Here is a 24,727-nt window from a genome sequence, read left to right as displayed (position 1 = left end):
ATATGACAGATAACAGCGAAAAACTCAAAATTGCCTTGTTAAATATTCATGGACTGATTCGAGGACATGACCTTGAGCTCGGGCGAGACGCAGATACAGGTGGACAGACACTTTATGTACTTGAATTAGCTCAGGCTTTATCTGAGCAGGAAAGGGTTGGTGAAGTCTTACTGATTACCCGTCGAGTAGTGGATGAAGAAATATCCCCGGATTATTCGCGTCCGATTGAGCAACTCAACGATAAGTTACGAATTATCAGGATTGAGGCGGGTCCTGAACAATATCTGGCAAAAGAACAGATTTGGGAACACCTTGATACCTTTGCCGATAATCTGGTGGATTTTTTCCGTGAACAGGAGTTTTTACCGGATATTCTGCACAGTCACTATGCCGATGCCGGTCTGGTGGCATCACATATAGCCAATCAACTGGGCATTCCCCTCATTCACACCGGTCACTCGTTAGGACGCGTCAAACGCCGAAGGTTGCTGGCCAGTGGCGTCGATATCGAGCAACTGGAACAGCAGTACAAGATGAATCAGCGCATTGAGGCTGAAGAAATTACCTTGGCGACAGCAGAGCGGGTAATAACCAGTACTCATCAGGAAATTCAAGAGCAGTACGAGTTATATGATCATTATCAACCCGCACAAATGCGTATTGTGCCGCCAGGCACCAATGTGCAGCAATTTACTCCGCCAAAAGGCGACGAGCTGCAAAGCGAATTATTCAACCGTATTACTCAGCATCTGGATGAACCTGAAAAGCCGATGATTCTGGCGTTATCACGCCTGATAAACGTAAAAATATTGTCAGCCTGATTGAAGCCTATGGTCAATCTGAAATATTGCAGCAACATGCCAATGTATTGATTATCGCCGGTAACCGGGATGATATTGATGATTTGGAACGTGGTGCGCAGGAAGTGTTCCATGAACTTCTGGTCGCGATTGATCGTTATGATCTTTATGGCAAAGTCACCATTCCCAAACATCATCGTCGTGATGAAGTGCCACTAATTTACCGTATTGCTGCTGCTACCAGGGGTGTCTTTGTGAATCCTGCCCTGACTGAGCCTTTCGGTCTTACGCTGATTGAGGCGGCTGCCAGCGGCTTACCGATTGTTGCCACTGAAGACGGTGGACCCAGAGATATTATGGCCAATTGTTTAAATGGTGAGTTGATTGATCCTCTTGAAGTTTCCAGCATCAGTTCAGCGATTGAAAAGTTGATTCTAGATGAGGTTTATTGGCAACAGTGTCAGCAAAATGGATTAAAGGGCGTGACGCAACATTATTCCTGGCATGCCCATGCCAAACGTTATCTGGAAATCATTGAACCGATAGCCGCCCGTACTGAAAAACTGTTACGCCTTCCGGTTGAGCGTCGTGAATCCGGACGCGATGAGAGGGCACTGGTCACCGATCTGGATTTGAACTTGGTAGGAGATGATGAGTCCTTGCAGACGTTGGTTAATTTACTGCGTGAACATCGTAAAAGTACCAAGTTTGTGATTGCCACCGGACGACGTTTGGATCAGGCCTTAAAACTGATGAAAAAACATCGTATTCCCGAACCGGATATTCTGATCACCAGTAGCGGCAGTGAAATCTATTACGCCCCCAAACTGACACCGGACACCGCCTGGACGAAACATATTGATCATTTATGGTTGCCTCACCGGGTCAGTAAACTGCTGGATGAGATTCCGGGACTGGAGCGACAGCCAAAGTCGGAACAGAGTCAGTTCAAGCTCAGCTATTACATTGATCGGGATCAGGTTGATATCGAAGACATTAAATCGTTATTACATCGCGAGGAATTATCGGTTCATGTGCAGCTGGCATTTGGTCAGTATCTGGATATTCTGCCGCTCAGAGCGTCAAAAGGTATGGCATTAAGATTTGTCGCTAATCGCTGGCAGATGCCGCTAGAACGTATTTGTGTTGCCGGTGGCAGCGGTGCAGATGAAGATATGATGCGCGGTAATACATTGGCAGTGGTGGTGGCAAACAGACACCACGAGGAACTGTCACAGCTGGAAGATTTCTCACATATTTATTTTGCCCATAAACCCTTTGCCGCAGGGATTATGGAAGCTATTGAATATTATGATTTTTTTGAAATTACTTCTGAACAAGCAACAGGTTCACGTTAAATGAGTGCAAAACTTTTACTCTGTACCGATATGGATCGCACAGTGATACCCAATGGAATGCAAGCCGAACATCCTGATGCACGGCGACGATTCCGCAAGTTCTGCCAAGCAGATAATGTCTGTCTGGTTTATGTGACAGGGCGACATCGGCAATTGGTAGAAAAAGCGATACGAACCTATAGTTTGCCGACACCGGATTACATCATCAGTGATGTTGGCACCAAGATTTTTCAGTTCAAGGATAAGCATTGGCAAGAAGTCCAGAGTTGGTGTGATGAGATTGATCAGGATTGGAATGGGAATTCTCATAGCGATCTTAAAGCCTTATTGAGCGATATTAAGGATCTGCAATTGCAGGAATTCAGCAAACAAAACACTCACAAACTGAGTTTTTATCTGCCCTTATATCTGGATAAAGATGCTGTAATTGACGCCGTTCAGCAGCGTTTGGCTGCCAAACAGATTCAGGCCTCAGTTATGTGGAGTATTGATGAACTTACTAATGTTGGTTTATTGGATGTGTTGCCAGAACATGCCACCAAATTACATGCCATTGAATTTCTACAAAATCGACTGGGTTACGATGACAGTGAAGTAATTTTCGCTGGTGACAGTGGTAACGATATGCCTGTATTGGCCAGCCCGATATTATCCGTAGTGGTGAACAATGCTTCAGCTGAAATTAAAGCCATGGCGCAGCAACTTGTAACAGAAAATGGCCATCCACAATCACTCTATATCGCAGGCGATCCTGGAGCATTAGGCATGAATGGAAACTACAGTGCAGGTGTTTTACAAGGCGTCTGGCATTATGCCGAAGCGTTTAGAAACCAACTTGAAACGGGAGACAATCCATGAGTCCGCAGTCAGCCTTAGCCATTTTCGGCGAAGTTTTATTTGATTGTTTTCCGGATGATGAGAAGAAACTAGGCGGTGCTCCGTTCAATGTAGCCTGGCATCTGCAGGCTTTTGGTGATAACCCTTTATTTATCTCCAGTGTCGGAGAGGATGAGTCGGGAGAGCAAATTCGCCATGCGATGCAACAATGGCAACTCTCAGCAGAAGGTTTACAAACCGATAAAAGTCATCAAACAGGTGAGGTTAAAGTCAGTTTGCAGGGAGGGGAACCCTCTTATGACATCATGATTGAACGGGCTTATGACTTTATTCAAACGTCCCATTTGCCCAACCTGAGAAATGATGCGGTGGTGTATCACGGCTCATTAGCACTTAGAAATGCGGTTTCTCAAAGTGCACTTGAGTTTCTGACCAGACCTAAATCTGTTTCTGTGTTTATGGATGTTAATTTACGCAGCCCCTGGTGGACGAAGGAAGGCATATATACGTGTCTGGAACGGGCAAAATGGTGCAAGCTCAATCAACATGAATTAGCTGAATTGGGTTTTAATTCTGCTGATTTGCAACAGGATATGACGCGGATGCAAAGCCATTTTCAGCTAGAGCAGCTGATTGTGACACGCGGAGAAGAGGGCGCTATCGTGCGTTGCAATGATGGCGCATTTTATGAACAAAAATGTGTGGCTGCTGACAAATTAGTGGATTCGGTTGGGGCTGGTGATGCCTTCACTGCTATGTATATTCACGGTCTGTTGGCGGGATGGCCGGTACAGAAAATTTTATTGAAAGCTCAGCAGTTTGCCAGCAAAGTGATAGGATTACGCGGAGCAGTCAGCGAAGATCCGGCTTTTTATTCTGAATTCATCTAGGGACTTAAAGATCAACACACCCTAAAGTCATCACAGAAATATCTGCCTCTATTAATCAGGAAATTACATGTACGAACAGCAATCGCATTCGCTTTTGAATGCCATCCTGAATCAGATTGAGCCCGAATTTGCCAAACATGATCTGCGTTATTTCTACACGCGTCTGGGGGCTAACTTTTATGCGATTCATTCCTTGTTCGAGCGCCTCTATGGAAAACGCCCGGATTTTGCTGAACAGGCACAACGTCTGGTAGAGACCCTCGCTCGGCAATATATCGATCGGTCCGACGTACTACGGGCCAAAGATATGGAACGGGAGCAGGATTACAACTGGTTTCTCAGTCAGAAATGGGTTGGCATGGCATTGTATTGCAACGGGTTTGCCAAGAATCTGCAAGGCATGCGTGAGCATCTGCATTATTTCCAGGATTTAGGGATTAATCTGGTTCATGTGATGCCAATTATGAAATGCCCGGAAGGTAAAAGTGATGGCGGCTATGCGGTCAGCAATTTCCGTGAAATTGATCCGCGGGCCGGTGATTTAAACGATTTGCGAGCATTGGCAGATGATTTACGCCAACGCGATATGCTGTTGGTAATGGACGTGGTGTTAAACCACACCTCCGATCAACATGAATGGGCGCAAAAAGCCCGTGATGGTTATTCACCATACCGTGACTACTATTACACCTTCGAAAACCGTCATGTGCCGGATATGTTTGAACAAAGCATGCCCGAAGTGTTTCCGGAAACGGCTCCAGGTAATTTCACCTGGAACGAAGAAATGCAGCGCTGGGTAATGACGGTATTTAATGAATATCAATGGGATTTGAACTATAGCAATCCCACCGTCTTTATTGAAATGCTGGATATTATTTTGTTCTGGGCCAATCAAGGTGCCGACATAGTTCGTCTTGATGCCGTGGCTTTTTTATGGAAAAAAATCGGCAGTACCTGCCAGAACGAACGTGAAGCCCATTTGATTTTGCAGTTAATGAAAGACTGCTGTCAGGTAACGGCTCCAGGCGTATTGTTTATTGCTGAAGCCATTGTCGCGCCGGTAGAAGTCACCAAGTATTTTGGTGAGGATGCGGTGATCGCCAAAGAATGCGAAATCGCCTATAACGCCACGTTTATGGCTTTGTTATGGGATGCCGTGGCCACAAAAAATGCCCGGCTATTAAACCAAGGTATTAAAAGCCTGCCGGTAAAACTGGAACGCGCCACCTGGCTGAACTATATCCGCTGCCATGATGATATCGGCTTAGGTTTTGATGACAAAGATATTGAACTTGCCGGTTATGAGCCGCGTGATCATAGACGGTTTTTGATCGACTATTTCACCGGTAAATTTGCCGATTCCCATGCCCGAGGTGTGCCTTTCGGTCAGAACGATAAAACCGGTGATGCACGTATTTCCGGCTCTTTGGCCTCATTGGTGGGTCTGCAACATGCAATCGATATCGGCGATGAAAAGGCGATAGATGATGCCGTGCGTATTATTGTGTTGCTACATAGTTTGATTCTGTCATTTGGCGGGTTGCCACTGTTGTATTACGGTGATGAAATCGGCACTACCAATGATGAAAGCTATCGCAATGATCCGGTCAAAATGGATGATTCACGCTGGGTACATCGACCTTTCATCGATTGGCAGAAAGCAGAAAAACGTAATGTGCCTGGCACGATTGAATATCTGATATTTAATCAGTTGAAAACGCTGATTGCTGTGCATAAAGAATTGGATGCGTTTGCTGATTTTAATAACCGCGATCTGGTCGATGTAGATAATCCGCATCTGTTTGTTTTTGAGCGATATCACCTGCAAAAACCGGCAGACAGAGTCTTGGTCGTCGCAAATTTTGATCGAAAATCACAACGATTGGATTTGGATCAATTACCTAGATGGTCGCAATCTCATCATGGTTATCTGGTCGATGCAATAACCGGACAAAGCCCTGAAAAATTCGGTAATACGGTGGTGGTCCCGCGTTTCGGTTGTTACTGGTTAACCGAAAAGTAATCGTTTTCAGAATTTACATTGATCATCACACGTTTTCCCACCAACTAAACGGGCAATGGGATGACGAAAACGGGCAAAAACCAGATAGGCTAAATCTGCAAACCAGCGAATCACCGGCCAACGCAGGATTTGTAGCCATTTATGATGGCCTACAAGACCCCATGCTTTGGCTGTAACATCTAACCCTGTAATGATTTGGCCATTCGCCAATTGACCATGCAATCGTTTATCAGCGCTAACCACATCAATGTAGGGATAACGATAAACAAAATCGATGGCATGAATATCTTCAAAATGCAGCTTTTTCCGGGTATCTAATTGCTTAAGCAAAGCAATTTCTTTTGTACACAAAGGGCAGTGCCCATCAAAAAATACGGTCAACTGATGCATGGTTTTTGCTCTACTGTAAAGTGTGCCAATCAGACGTTATTTTTCTGACTTAGTTCTACTTTGAACCGAACCTATATCCCTCAAGACAGTCTGTGAACTGACTGCATTTAACACCATCACCGGAGTGTCAAAACCTATGACCACAGGATTATTCTGGTTTACCAACGATCTGCGACTGCATGACCAACCCGCATTATGGAAAATGCAGTCGGTCGATAAACTGATCTGTGTATTTTGTATTGATCCACAATGGTTCAGACCTAATGGTTTAAATGCCAAAGCGATGGGAGAAAGACGCTTACAGTTTTTATATGAATCTCTGGCAGATCTTCAGCAGCAATTACAACAATTTGGGCAACAGTTGATCATCAAACAACAAACACCGCATAAAGCTCTGACAGAATTAATTGAGTTTTATAACGTTGATATTATCGTTCGCAGTCAGCATGCAGGTGTTTACGAAAACAGGCATTGGCATTTGCTGCAGCAACAATTTCCACAGCGAAAATTTATTACCGAAGTGAGTCATACCCTGTTTGCTGCAGAGGATTTGCCGTTTGCTATCGGTGACTTACCAGACAGTTTTACCCAGTTTCGCAAACTGGTAGAAGACTTAGCATTGCCCAGACCCATGTCTGCACCACAGCAGTTACCACCGCCACCAGGGCCGATTGCGATAGACAAGCTATCAACACCAATACACAAACCGTCTCCATTTCATGGTGGCGAAACCGCGGCGCTAGAACATATTAGTGAGTATTTTTCTGCGGATCTGCCAGCAAATTACAAACAAGTCAGAAATGAACTGGATGGCTGGCAACATTCGACCAAATTTTCCCCCTGGTTGGCTCTGGGCTGCCTGTCCGTTCGCCATCTGGTGAGTAAACTTAGAACCTATGAACAGAATAAAACCAACAATGATTCAACTTACTGGATTTATTTTGAATTGCTGTGGCGAGAGTATTTTCAATGGTATGCCATGCGGCATGGCGCCAAATTATTTCGTTTTGACGGCATAAAAAACACCAAAAGCCGGCGTTGTTATTATCCTGAGCGCTATCAAAAATGGTGCAATGGCAACACACCTTATCCATTGGTCAATGCCTGTATGAAACAGCTCAATGCAACGGGGTATATGTCAAACCGAGGCAGGCAAATTGTTGCCAGTTGCTTTGTTTATGATCTGAACCTGGACTGGCGTTTCGGCGCTGCGTATTTCGAACAACAGTTGATTGATTATGATGTCGCCGCCAATTGGGGAAACTGGCAGTATATTGCAGGGGTAGGGGCTGATCCGCGAGGCGGGCGGCACTTTAATATAGAAAAGCAAACCCAACAGTATGATCCAAACGGTGAATTTATCCGTCGCTGGCAAGGTGATATTGATCTTGTCCCACTAGATTCAGTCGATGCCGCAGACTGGCCGATTATGCCGCCATCCAAACAATAATGGCTCGTCAACCAATCAATATTGTCTGGTTCAAACGTGATTTAAGGCTTGCCGATAACGCAGCTTTTCACGCGGCCTGTGAACAGGATTTACCCATTTTATTGTTATATATAGTTGAACCTTCGCTGCTGGCAGATCCGCATTACAGCCTGCGTCATTGGCGATTTGTCTGGCAATCATTGCAACAACTTAATCAACAATTAGCTGCTGATAAAACCAAGGTCGTGGTTATTGAAGGCGAAGCATTAGGGGTGTTTCAAGAGCTCCAACAATATTTTCAAATAAACACCGTTTTCAGTCATCAGGAAATTGGTCTCAATATCACTTTTGACCGGGATAAAACCCTGAAACAGTATTTCAGCCAGCAGCAGATAAGCTGGCATGAGTTTGCTCAAGGCGCTGTAATTCGTGCAGCCTCGACGCGAGATGATTGGGATAAACATTGGCAACAGGTAATGCGGGCACCATTGCTGGAAGCTCGGTGGCAGCGGGCGCAATTTATTATTGATTTACCACTAGTCGAATTCAGTTCTCCAGCAGAGTGGCAACAAGCTGATGACTCATTTCAATATGGAGGTGAATTAACCGCGTTGAGTGTGCTCGCCGATTTTTTTGCTGAACGTGGCAGACACTATCACAAGCATATTTCCAGCCCGGATCTAAGTCGTCAAACCTGCTCCAGAATGTCGCCGTATCTTGCCTGGGGCAATATCAGCCTTCGGCAGATTTATCAACAATTACTTCAGCACTGGAATGATCCTGGCTGGCGCAGACCCTTGGCTGCATTTGCCTCAAGGCTGCACTGGCATTGTCATTTTATGCAGAAATTTGAGAGCGAAACGGCGATGGAATATCGCCCGGTAAATCGTGGTTATCAAAACTATCCCTGGCGAGAAGATAAACAGTCGGAAGTTGATTTATTAGCATGGCAACGCGGTAAAACCGGTTTTCCATTGGTGGATGCCAGCATGCGCTGTTTGATAGCTACTGGGTATATCAATTTTCGAATGCGCGCGATGTTAGTGAGTTTTTTATGTCATCAACTGCATATCGATTGGCAACGCGGGAGTTATCATTTAGCTCAGATCTTTTTGGATTTTGAACCAGGTATTCACTATCCACAGCTACAAATGCAGGCAGGCGTGACTGGCACCAACACGATTCGAATTTACAATCCAACCAAGCAAGCCGAAGAGCAGGATCCAGAAGGCAAGTTTATCCGTGAATGGTTACCCGAGCTGAGCGAATTGCCCAATGAGATTATTCATCGACCATGGGAAGTCACGCCAATGGAGTCGATGATGTTAAATTTTGAGTTAGGGCGAGATTACCCATTTCCCATTGTTGATATTAAAGCTACCTCAAAACAAAGCCGGGATAGTTTATGGGCCTGGCGTAAACGAGGAGATGTTCAGCAGGAAAATCAGCGCATATTACGTCGTCATGTGCGCTTAAGCTCTCGTTAACCACTACGAATTGCCATTCAGTTAGTCAAGCACTGATAATATGGCTTGAACACCCTTAATTTTATTTTCCGGAGAATATATGACACTAGCCTTTGCTGCGGTGGTGGTTGGTCTAGCCTTGTTAGTTTGGAGTGCAGATCGATTTATTGATGGTGCCGCCGTGTCCGCCCGATATTTTGGTATGCCACCTTTGTTAATCGGCATGGTAATTGTGGGGTTTGGTACTTCGGCTCCGGAAATGGTGGTATCAGCAATAGCGGCAACGCAAGGAAATCCGGGGTTGGCGCTGGGCAATGCATATGGTTCAAACATCACTAATATCGCGTTAATCTTGGGTTTGACAGCGGTATTAAGTCCTATTGCCGTGCATTCTCAGGTTTTACGCAAAGAATTACCGATTCTGATTGGCGTTACAGCATTAGCCGCATGGCAATTAGCCGATGGAACGTTATCCAGATTTGATGCCGGTATTTTGATATTGGTATTTTTTATCTTGATGGGCTGGACCATTTATCAGGGCATGAGGAAGTCGCCGGATGCGTTTGGCACAGAAATGGAAGCTGAATTTAACACTGAAACCATGAGCCTGAAAAAAGCCTTGATATGGTTATTTATCGGCCTGGTTTTATTGATTATCAGTTCACGAATTTTAGTATGGGGCGCTGTTGAAATTGCCGTCGCTTTTGGAGTTAGTGACCTGATTATTGGTTTAACGGTGGTGGCTATCGGTACCTCATTACCAGAGTTAGCTTCATCGTTAATTGCAGTGAAAAAAGGCGAACACGATATCGCGCTGGGCAATGTAATTGGCTCAAATTTGTTTAACACATTGGCTGTGGTCGGTATTGCCGGATTGATTCACCCGTTTGCGGTGCCAGCTGAAGTACTTTCGCGTGATGTCGTCGTGATGGCTGGATTGACTATTCTATTGTTTATCTTTGGCTTTGGGATCGGCAGACAAGGACGAATCAATCGACTTGAAGGGGGCTTTTTCATGCTGGTGTTTGTTGCTTATACCGCTTATCTAATCAGTACTATCGTGACCTGAACCCGGAGCTTGGCATGATGCAGTGGTTATTACAGTTTTGGGAGCAGAACTCAGCATTAATTCTAGCTATTGGTTATAAGCTGGTGATGACGGTGGTGGTATTGATAGCGGCTACCGTCATCTCTCGTTTGATACGACGGGTATTTACCAATACCAATTTCAAGTTAAAGAGTATCGATCCTGCTGTCATCAAGTTATTCAGCTCAACTATGGCCTACCTGGTCTATGCCGTCGCTGTATTAATTATTCTCGATATGTTCGGTTTTAATACTGCAAGTATTATTGCCTTATTGGGTGCTGCTGGTCTTGCGGTGGGCTTGGCTTTACGGGAAACGCTAAGCAATATTGCTGCTGGCATCATGCTATTGTTTTTAAAGCCTTTCAAACTTGATGATTTTATTCAGTGTGGAGAGCTGGTGGGTGGGGTTCGTGAAATCGGTTTATTTACCACTATTCTCGAAACACCTGATGGGTTGTATATTTCGGTGCCCAACAGTCGCTTATGGGGCGCACCGATTACCAACTTTACCCGCAACAGTAAGCGGCGACTGGAAGTGATTGTTGGCATTTCCTATAGCGATCCAATTGATGTGGCATTGGAGGTGCTTCATAACGTTGTGGAAAGTCATCCAGCCTTGTTGGAAACCCCGGCACCGCAGATCTTTGTTTCCTCAATGGGAGAGAGTTCCATCCAATTACATATGCGAGCCTGGACAACGATAGATGTATTCTGGAAAACCTATTGGGAGTTAAACAAAATTGTTAAAGAGCAAATCGAAGCAGCCGGTTTAACGATTCCATTCCCTCAGCGGGTATTAACGCTGGCGGATAATTTAACGATTTCAAAAAAACAAAATGAAGTGGAAGCAGAAGCGAATTCAAAATTAAGTCAGCACTGAAATATATGTGACTTGCATCACATAAATTTTTGTAAGATACTCCCGCTCTTAAGTGTTTGATTACTAAGGATTGGGTATGAAGACGGGGTTGGGTGATGTCGATAATGAATGTCTGCAGGTCGTATTAGACATTATCAGCGATGGTGTATGGGATTGGCACGCGAATACCGGCTATGTTTATCGCAGTCCGGGTTGGGGTCGTATGTTGGGTTATCCTGCAGACGCAATCCCTTCTACTATAGCGTTTTGGGAAGGATCCTTGCATCCAGAAGATCGCGAACGTGTACTCAAACACTTTGACGATTACATCCATAATCACACCAGCATTTATCATCTTGAATATCGCTTCCGCAAAGCCGACAACACCTACTTATGGTTAGAAGACCGCGCCAAAATCATTGAGTGGAATGAAGATGGATCGGTCGCCAGAATGATTGGCGCCCATCGTGATATTAATGAGCGCAAAATGAATCTGGAGCGACTTGCAGAGCAAAATCATTCGCTTGAAGATTTAGTTGAAGAACGCACCCATCAGTTGATTCAAACTAATGCTGAATTAGAAAATAAAATTGCCGAAGTTCAGCGATTGGCAGAAACCGATACGCTTACTGGCGTGGCTAATCGTTACCGGCTGGAGAAAACCCTGGAGCACGAAGTAGAGCGTGCTGAACGTTTTCATCAGCCCTTATCCGTGATTGCGCTGGATATTGATGATTTTAAGATCGTTAATGATGAGTTCGGTCATGCCAATGGTGACATGGTGCTGGTGCAAATGAGTCGACTGTTGAAAAAGAACATTCGCGAAATTGATTTACTGGCGCGTTGGGGCGGTGATGAGTTTATGATTCTATTACCTAATACCGGGCTTGAAGCTGCTGCGCATACCGCTGAAAAATTACGTCAACTTATTGTTGATGCCAAACTGGATAAGCGAGCCACAATCACTACAAGTTTTGGTGTTGCTCAATTGCGTCAGGGCGAGTCAGCTATGCGTTTATCTATTCGTGCTGACAATGCCCTTTATCAATCAAAAGAGTCTGGAAAGAACCGTATCAGTTCCTAAACTAGTCTTGCCCAGAGGTCGTGTTCATCGGCTTCTTCGAATTCAACTTCGACGATATCGCCAACTTTTAAATGGGTTGCGTGATCGATAAATACCTGACCATCTATTTCCGGTGCATCTGCCCGGCTACGGCCCACCGCACCTTCTTCAACGACTTCATCAATAATGACAAAATCACGCTTGCCCACTTTTTGTTGCAAACGCTGAGCACTGATTTCGGCTTGTTTAGCCATAAAGCGGGCCAGACGTTGTTCTTTAACTTCTTCCGGTACTGGATCGGGCAATTCATTTGCTACAGCTCCATCTACTGGTGAATATTTAAATGCACCCGCTTTATCCAATTGAGCTTGATCCAGAAAATCCAATAATTCTTCAAATTCGGCTTCGGTTTCACCAGGGAAACCAACAATAAAGGTACTGCGTAAGGTGATTTCAGGACAAATCGCCCGCCATGCACGGATTCGTTCAAGATTGTTCTGTGAAGAAGCGGGACGTTTCATTAGTTTCAGAATACGTGGGCTGGCATGCTGAAATGGAATATCCAGATAAGGCAGAATCTTGCCTTCGGCCATCAACGGAATCACATCATCAACATGCGGGTACGGGTAAACATAATGCATCCGTACCCAAATGCCGAGTTCACCCAGTGCTTTGGCCATGGCAGTAAAGCGAGTGGCAATTTTTTCACCCTGCCATTCGTATTCGGCATATTTCAAATCCACACCGTAGGCACTGGTATCTTGAGATATAACGAGAATTTCTTTTACGCCAGCGTCGGCTAAACGTTTTGCTTCAGCGATGACCTGATTGACAGGACGGCTGACTAAGTCACCACGCATTGACGGAATAATGCAGAAGGTACAGCGATGATTACAGCCCTCGGAAATTTTCAGGTACGCATAATGGCGAGGAGTCAGTTTGATGCCTTCAGGTGGTACCAGACTGATAAACGGATCATGGGGTTGTGGTAAGTGTTTGTGTACAGCACCAACTACTTCTTCCAGCGCATGAGCACCGGTAATTTCCAGCACCTGCGGATGTCTTTCACGAATCGTATTATCACGGCTACCCAGACAACCGGTGACAATAACTTTGCCATTATGGGCGATGGCTTCACCGATACTCTCCAGCGATTCTTCAACAGCAGAATCAATAAACCCACAGGTATTAACTACAACAAGATCAGCATCATCGTAATTTGCTGAAATCTCATAACCTTCGGAACGTAGCTTGGTGATAATGCGTTCGCTGTCGACCAGCGCTTTGGGGCAACCTAGACTGACAAAACCGACCTGTGGAGCTTTCATAAGCGTAACCTGTAACTGGGAGAGTGTAAAAGGCGGCTATTCTATCTTGTTTACTATACCGCTGGTAATCTTTCATAGCCGTCTCTATCGAAAAAGTGGATGAAAAACTGCTGCCATATTGATTACGATTTCAGTGACTTATAATCATTCAGATGTAGGCGAGTAATTGTTTGTCTCGGTATATCCGAGCATAATTTACCGTGTCAGAACACCCGAGGTGATTATGATGATAAAAGCAATTTTATTTGATATCAGTGGTGTATTGCATGTTGATAAGTTACCAGTTGCTGGTGCTATTGAAGCCATTCAGCGGGCTCGAGACGAGCAAAAGATCGTCCGGTTTGTGACCAATACCTCTCGCAGTACCAGCACGGACATGTTGCAATCTTTATTAAAAATGGGTTTTGACCTAAGTGTAGACGAAGTATTTACTGCTCCGGTGGCGCTAAGACAAGTGCTGCAGCAACGCAAATTACGTCCGTATTGTCTGGTTCACAAAAATTTGCTGCCGGAATTTGCCGATCTGGATCAGAATTCTCCCAATGCTGTGGTAGTTGCGGATGCCGCTGATGGTTTTAGTTATGAGAGCATGAACCGGGCATTTCAGTTGATTATGCAAGGTGCTCCCTTATTGGGAGTTGGTTTGAATCGTTATTTTCGACAAAACAATCAGTTATTGTTGGATGCGGGGCCTTTTATAGCTGCACTTGAATTTGCTTGTGATGTGGAAGCTGAGATTTTAGGGAAACCGGCCAAAGCATTTTTTCAAACGGCAGTGGAATCGACAGGTTTTAAAGCCGAAGAAGTACTCATGATTGGTGATGATGTGTTTGCTGATGTGGAAGGGGCGTTGGCTGCAGGATTAAGAGCCTGTCTGGTGCAAACTGGGAAATATACACCAGGAGACGAAGAGAAGATTCGTCATCCCGGTGCATGGCTTTGTCCTAATGTGGTCGATGCGGTAAATCGGGTGATTAAACCGTCCTATGATTATTCGAACAGATAGGCGCCATACCCGACAACACTGTCTTTTTTGCCAACCACATCACCTGAATTACTTAAGGCCATTATTTGCCCTGACATATTTTCATTACGGGCAAACTCGAGAAAGCCACGAATGGCATCACAGCCGCAAGCATGAAATTTATCAATATCATGATTATCCATACTGATGATCGCTTGAGAAGTATATTGGTCAATTTTGCGAGCGGTTTCGTAATCGAGATAGTGGCTCAGATCAGAACTGATCACGATTAATGACTTAGCATCTTTGGTTGCAGTGCCCAATACATCGGCAATTAATGCAGAACTGGCTTTACCGGTCAGCAACGGCACAATTTCAAATTGGTTAAGCGAATATTGTAAAAAAGGTAACTGGACTTCCAGGCAATGTTCGCTGTCGTGTGGGCTTTCGTAGGTTTCCACCCCTTTAATGCGGCTTAACTGCGGATAGATTTTTTTGTCTACCGCCACACTGCCCATCGGGGTGGCAAAGTAATCTGCCTCACTCATCGCTACGCCTTTAAAGTCCGTTCGATGGGAGGGGCCAATTAATACGACACGTTCAATATCATCAGCAATTTCTATTAAAGACTGATAAGCCTTGGCGGCAACCTGGCCGGAATAAAAAAAACCACCATGCGGCACAATCAAGGCTTTTGCACGATGGTGGATATGATCTGAGGGGTTATCAAATTGTTTGGTGAGCAGGTCTTCCAGCTCGGTCGATCGGGCGGGATAATACAAACCTGCAACTGCGCTTGGGCGAATCGAAATCATTGTTTTTATCCTCAACTCTAAGGCCTTGGATGATTGAGTATTCGCTTCGCAATATGGATTTTCAAGCAAGGATTTAGCCGTAAAAGTGATCAACACCCGAAATCCTGATTTTCCGGGCGTTGATCACTTACATGAAATTTTCCCTAAATATCAATGTGGTAGCGATGAGACATAGTGGTGCGCAAACCACTGATATTTAATAAATTATGCTTCGCCTTTAAGCAGTAAGGCTTCATATTCTTCCATGGTAATAATGCCGCCTTCCAAAGCCACTTTGGCTTTTTCTTCATCCTCAATAACATCTTGTAAGGCATCAAGTCGTTTCCACACGGGTAACGGTGTTTCACATTCAGTTTTAGGTACATAACGGGATTCGCTGATGCGTTTGTAACGATGTATATAACGCGGACAGTTTTGAAACATATCTTCAATATTCACTTTGACTACCAGTTCAGCTTCATGGAATAAAGCCAGGTCAGCCGGATCACGGCTCAGTTCGGCAGTGCCATGTACTCGTACCCGATGTGGAGTTTCAAAATCGATAAACAGCATGCCGATCTTTTTATTGGCATCAATATTACCCATCGACAGATACATGCCGTTGCCATCTAGACTAGGGAAAGCAAGGGTCTTTTCATCGAGGATTTTGACAAAGCCAACATCGCCGCCCTTATGAGAGCAGGTTGGAAATCCACGATGGTCTACCGTCGATAAAAAAAAGAAATCGCGGCTGGCGATAAAATCACGGTGTTGGTCAGTTATGTAATCGGTGATGATGGCTTCGCCAACCCGATCGGCGAGCTTTTCTTTATTAAATTCCTGTTGTAATTGCCGGTGCTGTGAACCATAGATTTCAGTCATATATTTCTCTCTGTAATGATAGTGAAGCTTATTGTTATGGCCGACAGTTGAGCATTGTCTCCAAGGCCTGTCAAATGGCTCAGCAATCCAGCCAGGGTGCATTACGGGAAAAATAATTTTGCAAATAAGCAATCAAGATCTGACTGCGTCTTGGTAAATAACGTGTTTGTGGGTACACCGCGTAAATGCCAAGCTCACTGTCGTGCATGTAGTCACGCAATATGACCTGCAGTTGACCAGACTGTACAGCTTGATAACAGATGAAATCAGGCGAAGTGATAATGCCTTGTCCTGCGATGGCCGCATCACAAAGAAAATTGCCATTATTGGCAGAAATTTTTCCTTGCAAATGCAGACTTATCGGGCTGCCATCCTGTTGAAACTGCCAGCTTTCAGAGGTATTTCGATAATGCAAAATGGCATGACCATTAGTGAGATCGGTAGGGATGACGGGAGTGCCATGGTAGGCAAGATATTCAGGACTGGCACAAACAACCAGTCGGGTGGACGATAGTTTTTTGGCAATTAATGTTGAGTCATCCAGCCTGGCGATGCGTATAGCCAGATCAAAACCATCGGCAATCAAATCCACCAGCCGATCATTAAAATCAATCGACATTTCAATCAATGGATGTATCTGTTGAAACTCCTGCAAAGCAGGGCCCAGATGCATTAAACCAAATGAGACTGGGGCAGAAATTCGCAGTTTGCCACTGAGTTCGGCTTCAATATCTGATATCTGCGCTTCCGCTTCAGCAATATCATCCAGTAAACGCAAACAATGCTGATAATAACGATGTCCGGCCTCGGTTAGCGTTTGGCGTCGGGTGGTGCGTTGCAGCAAGGTCACATTCAAGCGCTTTTCCAATTCTTTTAACCTCTTACTGACCGCCGATTTAACAGTATCAAGCTGTTCGGCAGCAAGGCTGATACTGCCGGCTTCGACAATACGTTTAAAAGTTTGCATATCTTCAATTTGATTCACCAACACATCCTCTTATTGTTCTTTATTTATCAACAATAATTTCTTTATAGCATTCTTTATCTAAATTTCAAGAACTATAAAATGGCACCGTACTTACTTAACAAGGAAATAAAAATGTTTAGCAATATTACCGACCTGACAGGACGAATTTTACTTTCAGTGCTGTTTCTCAGTGCAGGTTTAAGCAAGCTTGGTGCTGGCTATGAAGGAACAGCTCAATACATGGCTGCTATGGGGATTTCGCCAGCTTTATTACCACTGGTCATCGCCACAGAAATCTTAGGTGCGATTGCGATTATTGTTGGTTTTCAAACTCGAATTACCGCTTTTTTACTGGCGGGGTTTTCAATTTTATCGGCAGTTTTTTTCCACCTGGATTTTGCCGATCAAATGCAAAGTATTTTGTTTATGAAAAATATCGCAATAGCCGGTGGTTTTTTGGCTTTGATGAGCCATGGTGCAAAACGCTTTTCTATTGATGCAGCGCTGGCTGCGCGTACATAAGGAATTGAATGATGCAAAAATTAAACGTATTACATATTAATGCCAGTGGTCGTTATGACGGATCATTAACCCGAACTGTCTCGACCCAATTGACCGAAATATTGGCTAATCAACATGATGTAACCTTGCAGCAGCGCGATGTGGCTGCAGGTTTGCCATTTATCAACGAAGAATGGATTAATTCCAACTTTACCGATCCGGCAGATAGAAGTGAGGCGCAAAAAAATGTATTGGCCTTGTCTGATCAGCTGATTAATGAAGTTAAAGCAGCGGATGTGATGGTTCTGGCAGTACCGATTTATAACTTTGGTATACCGGCAGTACTCAAAGCCTGGATTGATCTGGTGGCGAGAGCGCGCGAAACCTTTCGCTATACCGAAAATGGTCCTGTCGGATTATTGGAAAACAAAAAAGTTTATCTGGTGATGGCATCCGGTGGCGTACCACTGGAAAGTGATGTGGATTTTGCCAGTCAGTATTTGAAATTTTTTATGCAGTTTATTGGCATTAGTGATGTCACATTGGTCAATGCCAACCACTATTTTGAACAGCCGGACAGCAGCGAGAAATTGGCTGCAGTGATTACGGCGTAAGGAGGCCATCATGGCACAACAACGTGAAGTGAAAAAATGGATTCGGGGTCAGATGACTTCGGATGGGGCGGGGGTATCGTTAAGACGTTTAATTGCCTCGCATGAAATAGATATGTTGGATCCGTTTTTACTGTTCGATGCGTTTGGCAGCGATAAACCAGAAGACTATATTGCCGGTTTTCCACCTCATCCGCATCGTGGTTTTGAAACGGTAACCTATATGTTGGCTGGCAAGATGCGTCATGAGGACAGTGCCGGTAATGCAGGAGTCATTGAAACCGGTGGCGTACAGTGGATGACAGCAGGCCGCGGTATTATTCACTCGGAAAAACCTGAGCAGGAAGCAGGTTTGTTGGCAGGTTTCCAGTTGTGGGTAAATTTGCCTGCAGAGCAAAAAATGATGGCGCCACGGTATCAGGAAAAAGCTGCCAGCGAGATTGCAATAGAAACACGCGAAGCAGGTTTAAAGCTAAAAGTAGTTGCCGGTGAAACCATCAACGGAACCAAAGGTGTTATTGATAACAGTTTTGTTGAACCGGTTTATTTTGTGATTGATGCGCCTGCTGGCAGTGTGTTTGAAGACAATATACCGGCGACCCATAATGCCTTTGTATACGTGGCAGCAGGGCGAGTCAGTATCGGCGATAAACCGACTTCAATTGGTGCTTCACAGCTGGCGGTATTAAAAGAAGGCGATGCGGTGAAAGTCCTAGCTGAACAGGACAGCACTTTTATCGTTGTAGCCGGTAAACCAATTAATGAACCTGTTGAACGGGCGGGACCATTCGTGATGAACACCCGCGCCGAGCTGGAACAGGCCTTTGCTGATTATCGCAGTGGTCAATTTGTTGCTTAACCCTAGCCTTCAAAGCTAAATGCTTTGGAGGCTATTTTTATCTGGATAATTAAAATTCTGTTCATCAGATGTTAATGTTCAGAGCAGTTTGTGTTCATTTTCTCTCAAGTTTAGGTTCATGGAGCATCGCTATGATGGAACTCCCTAAACAGCAAACTGAGGAAAAAATGTTTAATAAAACAGCTATGTTTTTAATTGCTTCTGTCACCCTGGGCTTGGCAGGCACGGCACAGGCTGAGGTCGCTAAATCCTGTGTATTGCCAACAGACGATGAGGTGGCAGGGTTATTTGAACGCTGGAATTCATCATTGGCAACGGGCGAGCCGGCACAAGTGGCAGCCAATTATCTGGATAATGCCGTATTGCTGCCTACCGTCTCAAATGAAATGCGGACTGATACTGCAAGTATCGAAGCCTATTTCGTTGATTTCTTAGCCAAGAAGCCGGTTGGTGAAATTAATCAGCGCGTTATTACCACCAGTTGCAATCAGGCTTCGGATGTCGGGATTTATACCTTTAGTTTTGACGACGGACAACAGGTTCAGGCCCGTTATAGCTATTTCTACGATTATGTTGATGGACAATGGTTGATTCGCCACCATCACTCTTCAGCTATGCCTGAATAAGCTGAACAAGATTGCCGGGCAGATGCCAAATCTGTCCGGCCTAATTCTGTGACAGACAGTAGCCCACACCACGTAAGGTTTTGATGTATTTCGTGTCAAACGGTTCATCAATTTTACGGCGCAAACGGCGAATATAAACATCCACCACATTGGTAAGTGGATCTTCATTGGCTTCCCAGACATTGGTCAGGATCCGCTCCCGGCTGAACACCTTTTCCGGCGAGGCCATTAATAATTCCAGCAGACGAAATTCTTTAGCCGTCAGCTCCAAGCTCACACCTTTATATCTTACCTGCATGGTATCCAAATCCATTTCAAGATCGGCATATTGCAGTAGACGTGATTGCATGTCGCTGTTTGCCCGATTTGCCAGAGCTTCAATACGTGCCAGTAGTTCTTCAAAGGCAAATGGCTTGGTAAGGTAATCATCTGCACCATTACGCAAGCCTTCAATACGATGGCCCACTTCACCCATGGCTGATAACATCAGAATTTTGACCGGTAATTTTTGTGCGCGAATCAGCTGGCAAATCTCCAAACCGGTTTTATTCGGCAGCATTCGATCTAAAATCATCACCCGTGGCTGGTATTCCATGACGGCATGTAAAACATGATCTCCATCGTGGACCATAGAAACAAAATAACCCTCGGCTTTAAGACCTCGATACAGAAAATCAGCGACTTTTCGATCATCTTCTACAATTAGAATATTCATCAGGGATCAGCTTTCCATAAGCTGTAATTCAATGGTCGCCGATGTGCCAACATTTCGTTCACTTTCCAGATGAATAGACCCATGATGCGCCTCGACGATAAAACGACATAAACTCAAACCAATCCCCAGGCCGTCAGGTCGCATTTGCCTGGCGTTTTCAGCACGGAAATAACGATCAAAAATAAACTCAAGGTCGGTCTCAGCGATACCGATGCCTCTATCGTGAATATGGATGGTCAGCTGTTCATCCAGGATAAATTCCAACTTAATCGTTGAGCCAGCGGGGGAATATTTCATGGCGTTATCTAACAGAATCATCACCGCTTGTTGCATCTTGTCGATATCGATATACAGTTTCGCATCGGCATTGAGATTTTCCGGGTTGAAATGTGTCAGCAGTTTTTTTGAATACCCCGAAAGCAATGGATCAGCTGAATTTTTTAGTTTTAACCAAAAGTCGTTAATGCTCACTGTTTTTAAGCGTAATTGTAATTGTTGTTCACCACGTACCAGCATCAACAAATCATCAATTCGATTGGATAAATCATTACCAGTGTCGACAATACGCACCAGGCTGTCCTTGTATATCTGGGCTTCTTTGTCTTGTCCGCGCAAGCATATCTCTGCTTCTCCCCGAATTGCCGTGGCGGGTGTTCTCAATTCATGACTGACATCGGCCAGAAAACGTTTTTGTTGCTGTTCTGCTTGCTGAAGTTGTTCGAGTGCATGTTGTAACTGTCTGGTACGTTCAGCGACTTCTTGTTCAACCAGTTTGGAGTGGTTTTCTTCCTTTTGGATGGCTTGTTCAAGCCCAGCCGCCATTTGATTAAAACTTCGGGATAACATGGTGAACTCAGAATGTCCCTGTTCAGGAAGCCTATAATGCAGATTTCCCTCCGCCAGTGCCGAGGTACCATTTAATAATTGCTGAATGGGCTGGTATAACGATCGTGATAACACTAAAGCCAACACGATGGCCGTGATACTGCCAAAAATCAACATGACTACTACCAGAAACTTGACATGTTTTAAGGCTTCAGCGGCTGCATATTCAGCGGTGGAGGAGCGTTCACGTTGCAAATTGATGGCATTGGCAATCACATGTTTCAGGTCCAATCCTTCAAGATTATCAAAGGTTTCAATCAACAACCGCCATAACTCGGCTTCGGCCAGTGGTTGGGTTTCTTTCTCTTCCAGATTACGCTGCAATGCTTGCACATTGGTTTCGAGAATCGATAGTGTTTTCATCTGCTGACTAATCGCATCGAAATCATCAGCTGTTTGCGCGAGTTTCTGATCCTGTAATAACAAGGTATTGATGTTTGCCAGATGGTCATACATCTGCTGTAAATAATTATCACGTTGATCAATGGGGGACTCTTTGGTTAGCAGCGCCTGAGCCAGCCAGACTTTCAATCGCTGTTTATCAGCGCCTAAAGCAATAAATTCATTGAGCATTTGATTGGCAACACGACCACGTTCAAGATGGTAACTCGCCACACCCGAAACCCACACAGCAAGACTGGCCTGTAACAGGGTAATAATCAGCAAAAGAAAAAAGGCCAGATAAAGTCGATTGCGAAACAAAAAGGTCACTCCTGATAAAGTGATTGTGATTGGTTGTTTTCTAGTCTACCCGTTGGGTATAGCACACCACAATTTAAGATGATTACTCCACGATCAGTACGAGGATTGGTTAAGCTGTAAAGGCAGAAGATTGTTGGTTTGCGACCATGTTACAACAGGATTGAAATTCACCATCTATCGTACTTGACTCAAAAATTATGAGAGGATATGGGCTTTTAAGTTTTCAGGTGATGAGAAATGAACGTAAGTGTGCTTTTTGATTATTGGGTCATCACCATTGCGGCATTGTTTGTCATCGTCAATCCACTGACCACAGCATTTATGTTTGTGTCACTTCTTCCACGTACCACAGAAGCAACTCGTAAAGCTGTTGCAAAACGTTCCAGTTTGATTGCGACAGCGGTATTTTTTGTGTTTGCCTTACTAGGCGGTCTGATATTTAAAATCTTTGGCATTACCATTGAGGCATTTCGCATTGCTGGCGGGTTGATTTTATTTGGTATTGCCATGAGCATGATTCACAAAGGACTGGATGAAGGTGAAACCAGCAATGCCTCTGAACCCGGAAACGATGGCAAGATTGCCAGAGATATTTCGGTGATTCCGCTGGCCATTCCCTTTATGAGTGGCCCCGGTGCGATTGCCACAGTGATGATTTTGACCAGTGAGGCACCAACAACAGGACATTTGATATTAGTGTTTCTAGCCATCATTCTAACTACCGGATCGTGTTATCTGGCGATGGTTTATTCACATTTTCTGGTGCGTTACCTTGGCGAAACCGGTAAGGAGATTATCACCCGTATTTTTGGCATCATTCTGTCAGTAATAGCCGTGCAGTTTGTCATTAACGGTGTGTTGGATATCTACACCGCATTGTAATTAATACAATCTGAGTCCGACTTTGATGATCTTATCGCCATCAACTTCGTTCACTACCCAATGAATGCCATGCCAATCTACATCATCACCTACCACCGGGTGTCCACCAACTCGGCGAGAAATAAAATCACTTACAGTCATGCCAGATTGGGCAGAGCTGATAACCAGACCATAGGCTTTAGCGACATCCTCTAGTAATGCATCACCGCGAATGTTGAATGAGCCGAAAAAGGCCTCTTTTTGCTTAAGCTTGGAATGACCGCTAAAGATTTGATTTAACGCATCCAAATCTTCATTTCGGCTAATCACACAAATAGTGTCGTTAAGTTTGAGTTCGGTACTGCCTTTGGGATGCAACATCACATGATTACGAAATAACGCTGAAATCAACGTACCTGATGGAAAACGTATCAATCGAATCGGCTGACCATCTAATTGTTCGTTTTCAATACGATAAACAAATAACTCATAATCATTTTCCGGCAATATTCCTAATGCGCCGCGATGGTTTGGTGTAATTCCAACAGGAATTTCAACTCGCATCCAACGCGCCATCAACGACAGTGTGCTGCCCTGAATCAACAATGAAAGCAGTACCACTACAAAGGCGACATTGAAATACAACGATGCATTTTCAACGCCGCCAATCACCGGGAAAATGGCCAACACAATAGGGACGGCGCCACGCAGTCCAACCCAGGATATAAAACCGATTTCGCGCCAGCGGAAGCGAAAAAAGGGTTTGACCGAGAGAATTACCGCTATTGGTCTGGCAACAAAAATTAAGGCTAATGCAATAACCAGAGCGGGCAGGGCATATTCGATTAATTCACTTGGATTAACTAATAATCCTAATATCAGAAACAAGCCAATTTGACTGAGCCAGGCCAGACCATCGTGTACCGGTAGAATAAAGTTCAAATGACGTCCTGGACGATTGCCAATCATCAAGCCACAAAGGTAAATAGCCAAAAAGCCACTGCCGCCAACTGCGCCGGTCAGGCCAAATACACTGAAACCCAGCGCTAGGGCTAACATGGCATAGAGTCCGGGGGCTAAATCCAACCAACTGAGTAATCGGGCAATTAACCAGCCGCCGCCAATACCGATAATCAAGCCAAAGCCAAATTGCTGTAGTAAAAATAAAACAGTATCTAATGGTCCGCCAATTTCACCAACCAGCACTTCAACTAACATAATGGTGAGAAAAATCGCCATTGGATCGTTGGTGCCCGATTCAATTTCCAGCGTAGCACCAACACGTTCATTGAGGTTAATGCCGCGGCCGCTGAGCATAGAAAATACGGCTGCTGCATCGGTTGACCCGATAATGGCACCAATCAATAAGCCTTCAAACAAACTGAGATCGAATACCCACATAGCCAGCAAACCGACACTGCCACTGGTGAGCAAAACGCCTAAAGTCGCGAGGGAGAGGGCGGGTTTGAAGCCGGCCCTGAAGGTTTTCAGCCTGGTTCGCAGTCCACCATCCAGCAGAATCATGGCTAGGGCAAGATGACCAATCAGAAATGCCATTGAGTAATCATCAAACTCGATGCCCAAAATACCTTCTTCACCGGCAAGCATGCCGAGCACCAAGAAGATGATCAGTAATGGAAGGCCAAATTTTGATGAGAGTCGGCTACCAAGAATGCTTAGCGTGATAAGCAGGCCGCCGAGAAGAAAAAGTGTATTAATAAAATCCATATTAAACCTTGAACAAAAGCAATTAAGATTATTACACACCCTATAAGCCCATTGTCTGCTGATTGGCGTTTAATCTTTCGTGTAACAAAATCTTCAGACAT

At 44.6% G+C, this 24,727-nt stretch carries 22 protein-coding genes and 1 pseudogene; 15 read left to right on the top strand and 8 right to left on the bottom strand.

Annotation, left to right across the window (positions count from 1 at the left end):
• The first annotated feature begins 2 nt into the window (after positions 1-2).
• The 4 genes and pseudogenes from A9E74_RS03750 (at position 3) to A9E74_RS03735 (ending at position 5,908) form a co-directional block, all read left to right on the top strand.
• Positions 3-2,158, top strand: a pseudogene (locus tag A9E74_RS03750) (HAD-IIB family hydrolase).
• Positions 2,159-3,016 carry an HAD-IIB family hydrolase gene (locus A9E74_RS03745; RefSeq protein WP_069295309.1) on the top strand — a complete coding sequence of 286 codons (858 nt, stop codon included), beginning with the start codon at positions 2,159-2,161 and terminating at the stop codon, positions 3,014-3,016. It begins immediately after the preceding pseudogene.
• Positions 3,013-3,885, top strand: a complete 873-nt coding sequence (locus A9E74_RS03740; protein WP_069295308.1) for a carbohydrate kinase family protein — start codon at positions 3,013-3,015, stop codon at positions 3,883-3,885. Before A9E74_RS03745 ends, A9E74_RS03740 begins: the two co-directional genes overlap by 4 nt.
• A gap of 67 nt (positions 3,886-3,952) precedes the next feature.
• Positions 3,953-5,908 carry an amylosucrase gene (locus A9E74_RS03735; protein ID WP_069295307.1) on the top strand — a complete coding sequence of 652 codons (1,956 nt, stop codon included), beginning with the start codon at positions 3,953-3,955 and terminating at the stop codon, positions 5,906-5,908.
• Between the two features lie 6 nt (positions 5,909-5,914).
• On the opposite strand, the gene A9E74_RS03730 is transcribed toward A9E74_RS03735, so the two are convergent.
• Positions 5,915-6,298 carry a thiol-disulfide oxidoreductase DCC family protein gene (locus A9E74_RS03730; RefSeq protein ID WP_069295306.1) on the bottom strand — a complete coding sequence of 128 codons (384 nt, stop codon included), beginning with the start codon at positions 6,296-6,298 and terminating at the stop codon, positions 5,915-5,917.
• Positions 6,299-6,434: 136 nt separating this feature from the next.
• Here A9E74_RS03730 and A9E74_RS03725 point away from each other — a divergent pair, with 136 nt between their 5' ends.
• The 5 genes from A9E74_RS03725 (at position 6,435) to A9E74_RS03705 (ending at position 12,224) form a co-directional block, all read left to right on the top strand.
• Entirely contained in the window at positions 6,435-7,748 is a 1,314-nt protein-coding gene (locus A9E74_RS03725) for a DASH family cryptochrome (protein WP_069295305.1), read from the top strand.
• Complete coding sequence (locus A9E74_RS03720) at positions 7,748-9,214, top strand: cryptochrome/deoxyribodipyrimidine photo-lyase family protein (protein ID WP_069295304.1); 1,467 nt, start codon at positions 7,748-7,750, stop codon at positions 9,212-9,214. The genes A9E74_RS03725 and A9E74_RS03720 overlap by 1 nt, the downstream gene beginning before the upstream one ends.
• Before the next feature lie 79 nt (positions 9,215-9,293).
• A complete protein-coding gene (locus A9E74_RS03715; RefSeq protein ID WP_069295303.1) occupies positions 9,294-10,262 on the top strand; it encodes a calcium/sodium antiporter in 969 nt (322 codons plus the stop codon).
• A 14-nt stretch (positions 10,263-10,276) separates the two neighbouring features.
• Positions 10,277-11,161 (top strand): mechanosensitive ion channel family protein, encoded by an 885-nt coding sequence (locus A9E74_RS03710; RefSeq protein ID WP_069295302.1) that lies wholly within the window; start codon positions 10,277-10,279, stop codon positions 11,159-11,161.
• A 76-nt stretch (positions 11,162-11,237) separates the two neighbouring features.
• Complete coding sequence (locus A9E74_RS03705; RefSeq protein WP_069295301.1) at positions 11,238-12,224, top strand: sensor domain-containing diguanylate cyclase; 987 nt, start codon at positions 11,238-11,240, stop codon at positions 12,222-12,224.
• Here the strand turns inward: A9E74_RS03705 and rimO are convergent.
• On the bottom strand, positions 12,221-13,531 hold the full coding sequence (rimO, locus tag A9E74_RS03700) for a 30S ribosomal protein S12 methylthiotransferase RimO (protein ID WP_069295300.1): 1,311 nt from the start codon (positions 13,529-13,531) through the stop codon (positions 12,221-12,223). The two genes, A9E74_RS03705 and rimO, sit on opposite strands and share 4 nt — an antisense overlap.
• 223 nt (positions 13,532-13,754) lie before the next feature.
• Between rimO and A9E74_RS03695 the strand changes: the two genes are divergently transcribed.
• A complete protein-coding gene (locus A9E74_RS03695) occupies positions 13,755-14,537 on the top strand; it encodes a TIGR01458 family HAD-type hydrolase (RefSeq protein ID WP_245652035.1) in 783 nt (260 codons plus the stop codon).
• On the opposite strand, the gene amrB is transcribed toward A9E74_RS03695, so the two are convergent.
• The 3 genes from amrB to A9E74_RS03680 all read right to left on the bottom strand — a co-directional run bounded on the left by amrB (position 14,522) and on the right by A9E74_RS03680 (position 17,156).
• On the bottom strand, positions 14,522-15,310 hold the full coding sequence (amrB, locus tag A9E74_RS03690; RefSeq protein ID WP_069295298.1) for an AmmeMemoRadiSam system protein B: 789 nt from the start codon (positions 15,308-15,310) through the stop codon (positions 14,522-14,524). The genes A9E74_RS03695 and amrB overlap by 16 nt on opposite strands.
• 204 nt (positions 15,311-15,514) lie before the next feature.
• The gene (locus A9E74_RS03685) at positions 15,515-16,171 is read right to left on the bottom strand and encodes a pyridoxamine 5'-phosphate oxidase family protein (RefSeq protein WP_069295297.1); all 657 of its coding nucleotides are present in this window, start codon (positions 16,169-16,171) and stop codon (positions 15,515-15,517) included.
• Between the two features lie 79 nt (positions 16,172-16,250).
• The gene (locus A9E74_RS03680) at positions 16,251-17,156 is read right to left on the bottom strand and encodes a LysR family transcriptional regulator (protein ID WP_069295296.1); all 906 of its coding nucleotides are present in this window, start codon (positions 17,154-17,156) and stop codon (positions 16,251-16,253) included.
• A gap of 114 nt (positions 17,157-17,270) precedes the next feature.
• Between A9E74_RS03680 and A9E74_RS03675 the strand changes: the two genes are divergently transcribed.
• From A9E74_RS03675 to A9E74_RS03660, 4 genes are all read left to right on the top strand, one after another.
• The gene (locus A9E74_RS03675) at positions 17,271-17,660 is read left to right on the top strand and encodes a DoxX family protein (protein ID WP_069295295.1); all 390 of its coding nucleotides are present in this window, start codon (positions 17,271-17,273) and stop codon (positions 17,658-17,660) included.
• A gap of 8 nt (positions 17,661-17,668) precedes the next feature.
• The gene (locus tag A9E74_RS03670; protein ID WP_245652034.1) at positions 17,669-18,253 is read left to right on the top strand and encodes an FMN-dependent NADH-azoreductase; all 585 of its coding nucleotides are present in this window, start codon (positions 17,669-17,671) and stop codon (positions 18,251-18,253) included.
• Between the two features lie 10 nt (positions 18,254-18,263).
• Complete coding sequence (locus A9E74_RS03665) at positions 18,264-19,109, top strand: pirin family protein (protein ID WP_069295293.1); 846 nt, start codon at positions 18,264-18,266, stop codon at positions 19,107-19,109.
• Between the two features lie 131 nt (positions 19,110-19,240).
• A complete protein-coding gene (locus tag A9E74_RS03660) occupies positions 19,241-19,735 on the top strand; it encodes an SgcJ/EcaC family oxidoreductase (RefSeq protein WP_245652033.1) in 495 nt (164 codons plus the stop codon).
• Positions 19,736-19,775: 40 nt separating this feature from the next.
• On the opposite strand, the gene A9E74_RS03655 is transcribed toward A9E74_RS03660, so the two are convergent.
• A complete protein-coding gene (locus A9E74_RS03655) occupies positions 19,776-20,450 on the bottom strand; it encodes a response regulator transcription factor (RefSeq protein WP_069295292.1) in 675 nt (224 codons plus the stop codon).
• 6 nt (positions 20,451-20,456) lie between these two features.
• Positions 20,457-22,037, bottom strand: a complete 1,581-nt coding sequence (locus A9E74_RS03650; protein ID WP_069295291.1) for a sensor histidine kinase — start codon at positions 22,035-22,037, stop codon at positions 20,457-20,459.
• 237 nt (positions 22,038-22,274) lie between these two features.
• On the opposite strand from A9E74_RS03650, the gene A9E74_RS03645 reads away from it, so the two are divergent.
• Positions 22,275-22,919, top strand: a complete 645-nt coding sequence (locus A9E74_RS03645) for a MarC family protein (protein WP_069295290.1) — start codon at positions 22,275-22,277, stop codon at positions 22,917-22,919.
• On the opposite strand, the gene A9E74_RS03640 is transcribed toward A9E74_RS03645, so the two are convergent.
• On the bottom strand, positions 22,920-24,626 hold the full coding sequence (locus A9E74_RS03640) for a potassium/proton antiporter (RefSeq protein ID WP_069295289.1): 1,707 nt from the start codon (positions 24,624-24,626) through the stop codon (positions 22,920-22,922).
• Positions 24,627-24,727: the final 101 nt, after the last annotated feature.

The sequence above is a fragment of the Methylophaga muralis genome (genome assembly GCF_001720165.1).
GTDB lineage: Bacteria > Pseudomonadota > Gammaproteobacteria > Nitrosococcales > Methylophagaceae > Methylophaga > Methylophaga muralis.
The sequence above is the reverse complement of the archived record's forward strand: the minus strand, read 5'-3'. Positions and strand labels throughout refer to the sequence as shown.

What these genes read in the sequence shown, in the direction of transcription:
- A9E74_RS03745 (WP_069295309.1), top strand. Translation starts at nt 2,159, where the DNA reads ATGAGTGCAAAACTTTTACTCTGTACCGATATGGATCGCACAGTGATA.
- A9E74_RS03740 (WP_069295308.1), top strand. Translation starts at nt 3,013, where the DNA reads ATGAGTCCGCAGTCAGCCTTAGCCATTTTCGGCGAAGTTTTATTTGAT.
- A9E74_RS03735 (WP_069295307.1), top strand. Translation starts at nt 3,953, where the DNA reads ATGTACGAACAGCAATCGCATTCGCTTTTGAATGCCATCCTGAATCAG.
- A9E74_RS03730 (WP_069295306.1), bottom strand. Translation starts at nt 6,298, where the DNA reads ATGCATCAGTTGACCGTATTTTTTGATGGGCACTGCCCTTTGTGTACA.
- A9E74_RS03725 (WP_069295305.1), top strand. Translation starts at nt 6,435, where the DNA reads ATGACCACAGGATTATTCTGGTTTACCAACGATCTGCGACTGCATGAC.
- A9E74_RS03720 (WP_069295304.1), top strand. Translation starts at nt 7,748, where the DNA reads ATGGCTCGTCAACCAATCAATATTGTCTGGTTCAAACGTGATTTAAGG.
- A9E74_RS03715 (WP_069295303.1), top strand. Translation starts at nt 9,294, where the DNA reads ATGACACTAGCCTTTGCTGCGGTGGTGGTTGGTCTAGCCTTGTTAGTT.
- A9E74_RS03710 (WP_069295302.1), top strand. Translation starts at nt 10,277, where the DNA reads ATGATGCAGTGGTTATTACAGTTTTGGGAGCAGAACTCAGCATTAATT.
- A9E74_RS03705 (WP_069295301.1), top strand. Translation starts at nt 11,238, where the DNA reads ATGAAGACGGGGTTGGGTGATGTCGATAATGAATGTCTGCAGGTCGTA.
- rimO (WP_069295300.1), bottom strand. Translation starts at nt 13,531, where the DNA reads ATGAAAGCTCCACAGGTCGGTTTTGTCAGTCTAGGTTGCCCCAAAGCG.
- A9E74_RS03695 (WP_245652035.1), top strand. Translation starts at nt 13,755, where the DNA reads ATGATGATAAAAGCAATTTTATTTGATATCAGTGGTGTATTGCATGTT.
- amrB (WP_069295298.1), bottom strand. Translation starts at nt 15,310, where the DNA reads ATGATTTCGATTCGCCCAAGCGCAGTTGCAGGTTTGTATTATCCCGCC.
- A9E74_RS03685 (WP_069295297.1), bottom strand. Translation starts at nt 16,171, where the DNA reads ATGACTGAAATCTATGGTTCACAGCACCGGCAATTACAACAGGAATTT.
- A9E74_RS03675 (WP_069295295.1), top strand. Translation starts at nt 17,271, where the DNA reads ATGTTTAGCAATATTACCGACCTGACAGGACGAATTTTACTTTCAGTG.
- A9E74_RS03670 (WP_245652034.1), top strand. Translation starts at nt 17,669, where the DNA reads ATGATGCAAAAATTAAACGTATTACATATTAATGCCAGTGGTCGTTAT.
- A9E74_RS03665 (WP_069295293.1), top strand. Translation starts at nt 18,264, where the DNA reads ATGGCACAACAACGTGAAGTGAAAAAATGGATTCGGGGTCAGATGACT.
- A9E74_RS03660 (WP_245652033.1), top strand. Translation starts at nt 19,241, where the DNA reads ATGATGGAACTCCCTAAACAGCAAACTGAGGAAAAAATGTTTAATAAA.
- A9E74_RS03655 (WP_069295292.1), bottom strand. Translation starts at nt 20,450, where the DNA reads ATGAATATTCTAATTGTAGAAGATGATCGAAAAGTCGCTGATTTTCTG.
- A9E74_RS03645 (WP_069295290.1), top strand. Translation starts at nt 22,275, where the DNA reads ATGAACGTAAGTGTGCTTTTTGATTATTGGGTCATCACCATTGCGGCA.
- A9E74_RS03640 (WP_069295289.1), bottom strand. Translation starts at nt 24,626, where the DNA reads ATGGATTTTATTAATACACTTTTTCTTCTCGGCGGCCTGCTTATCACG.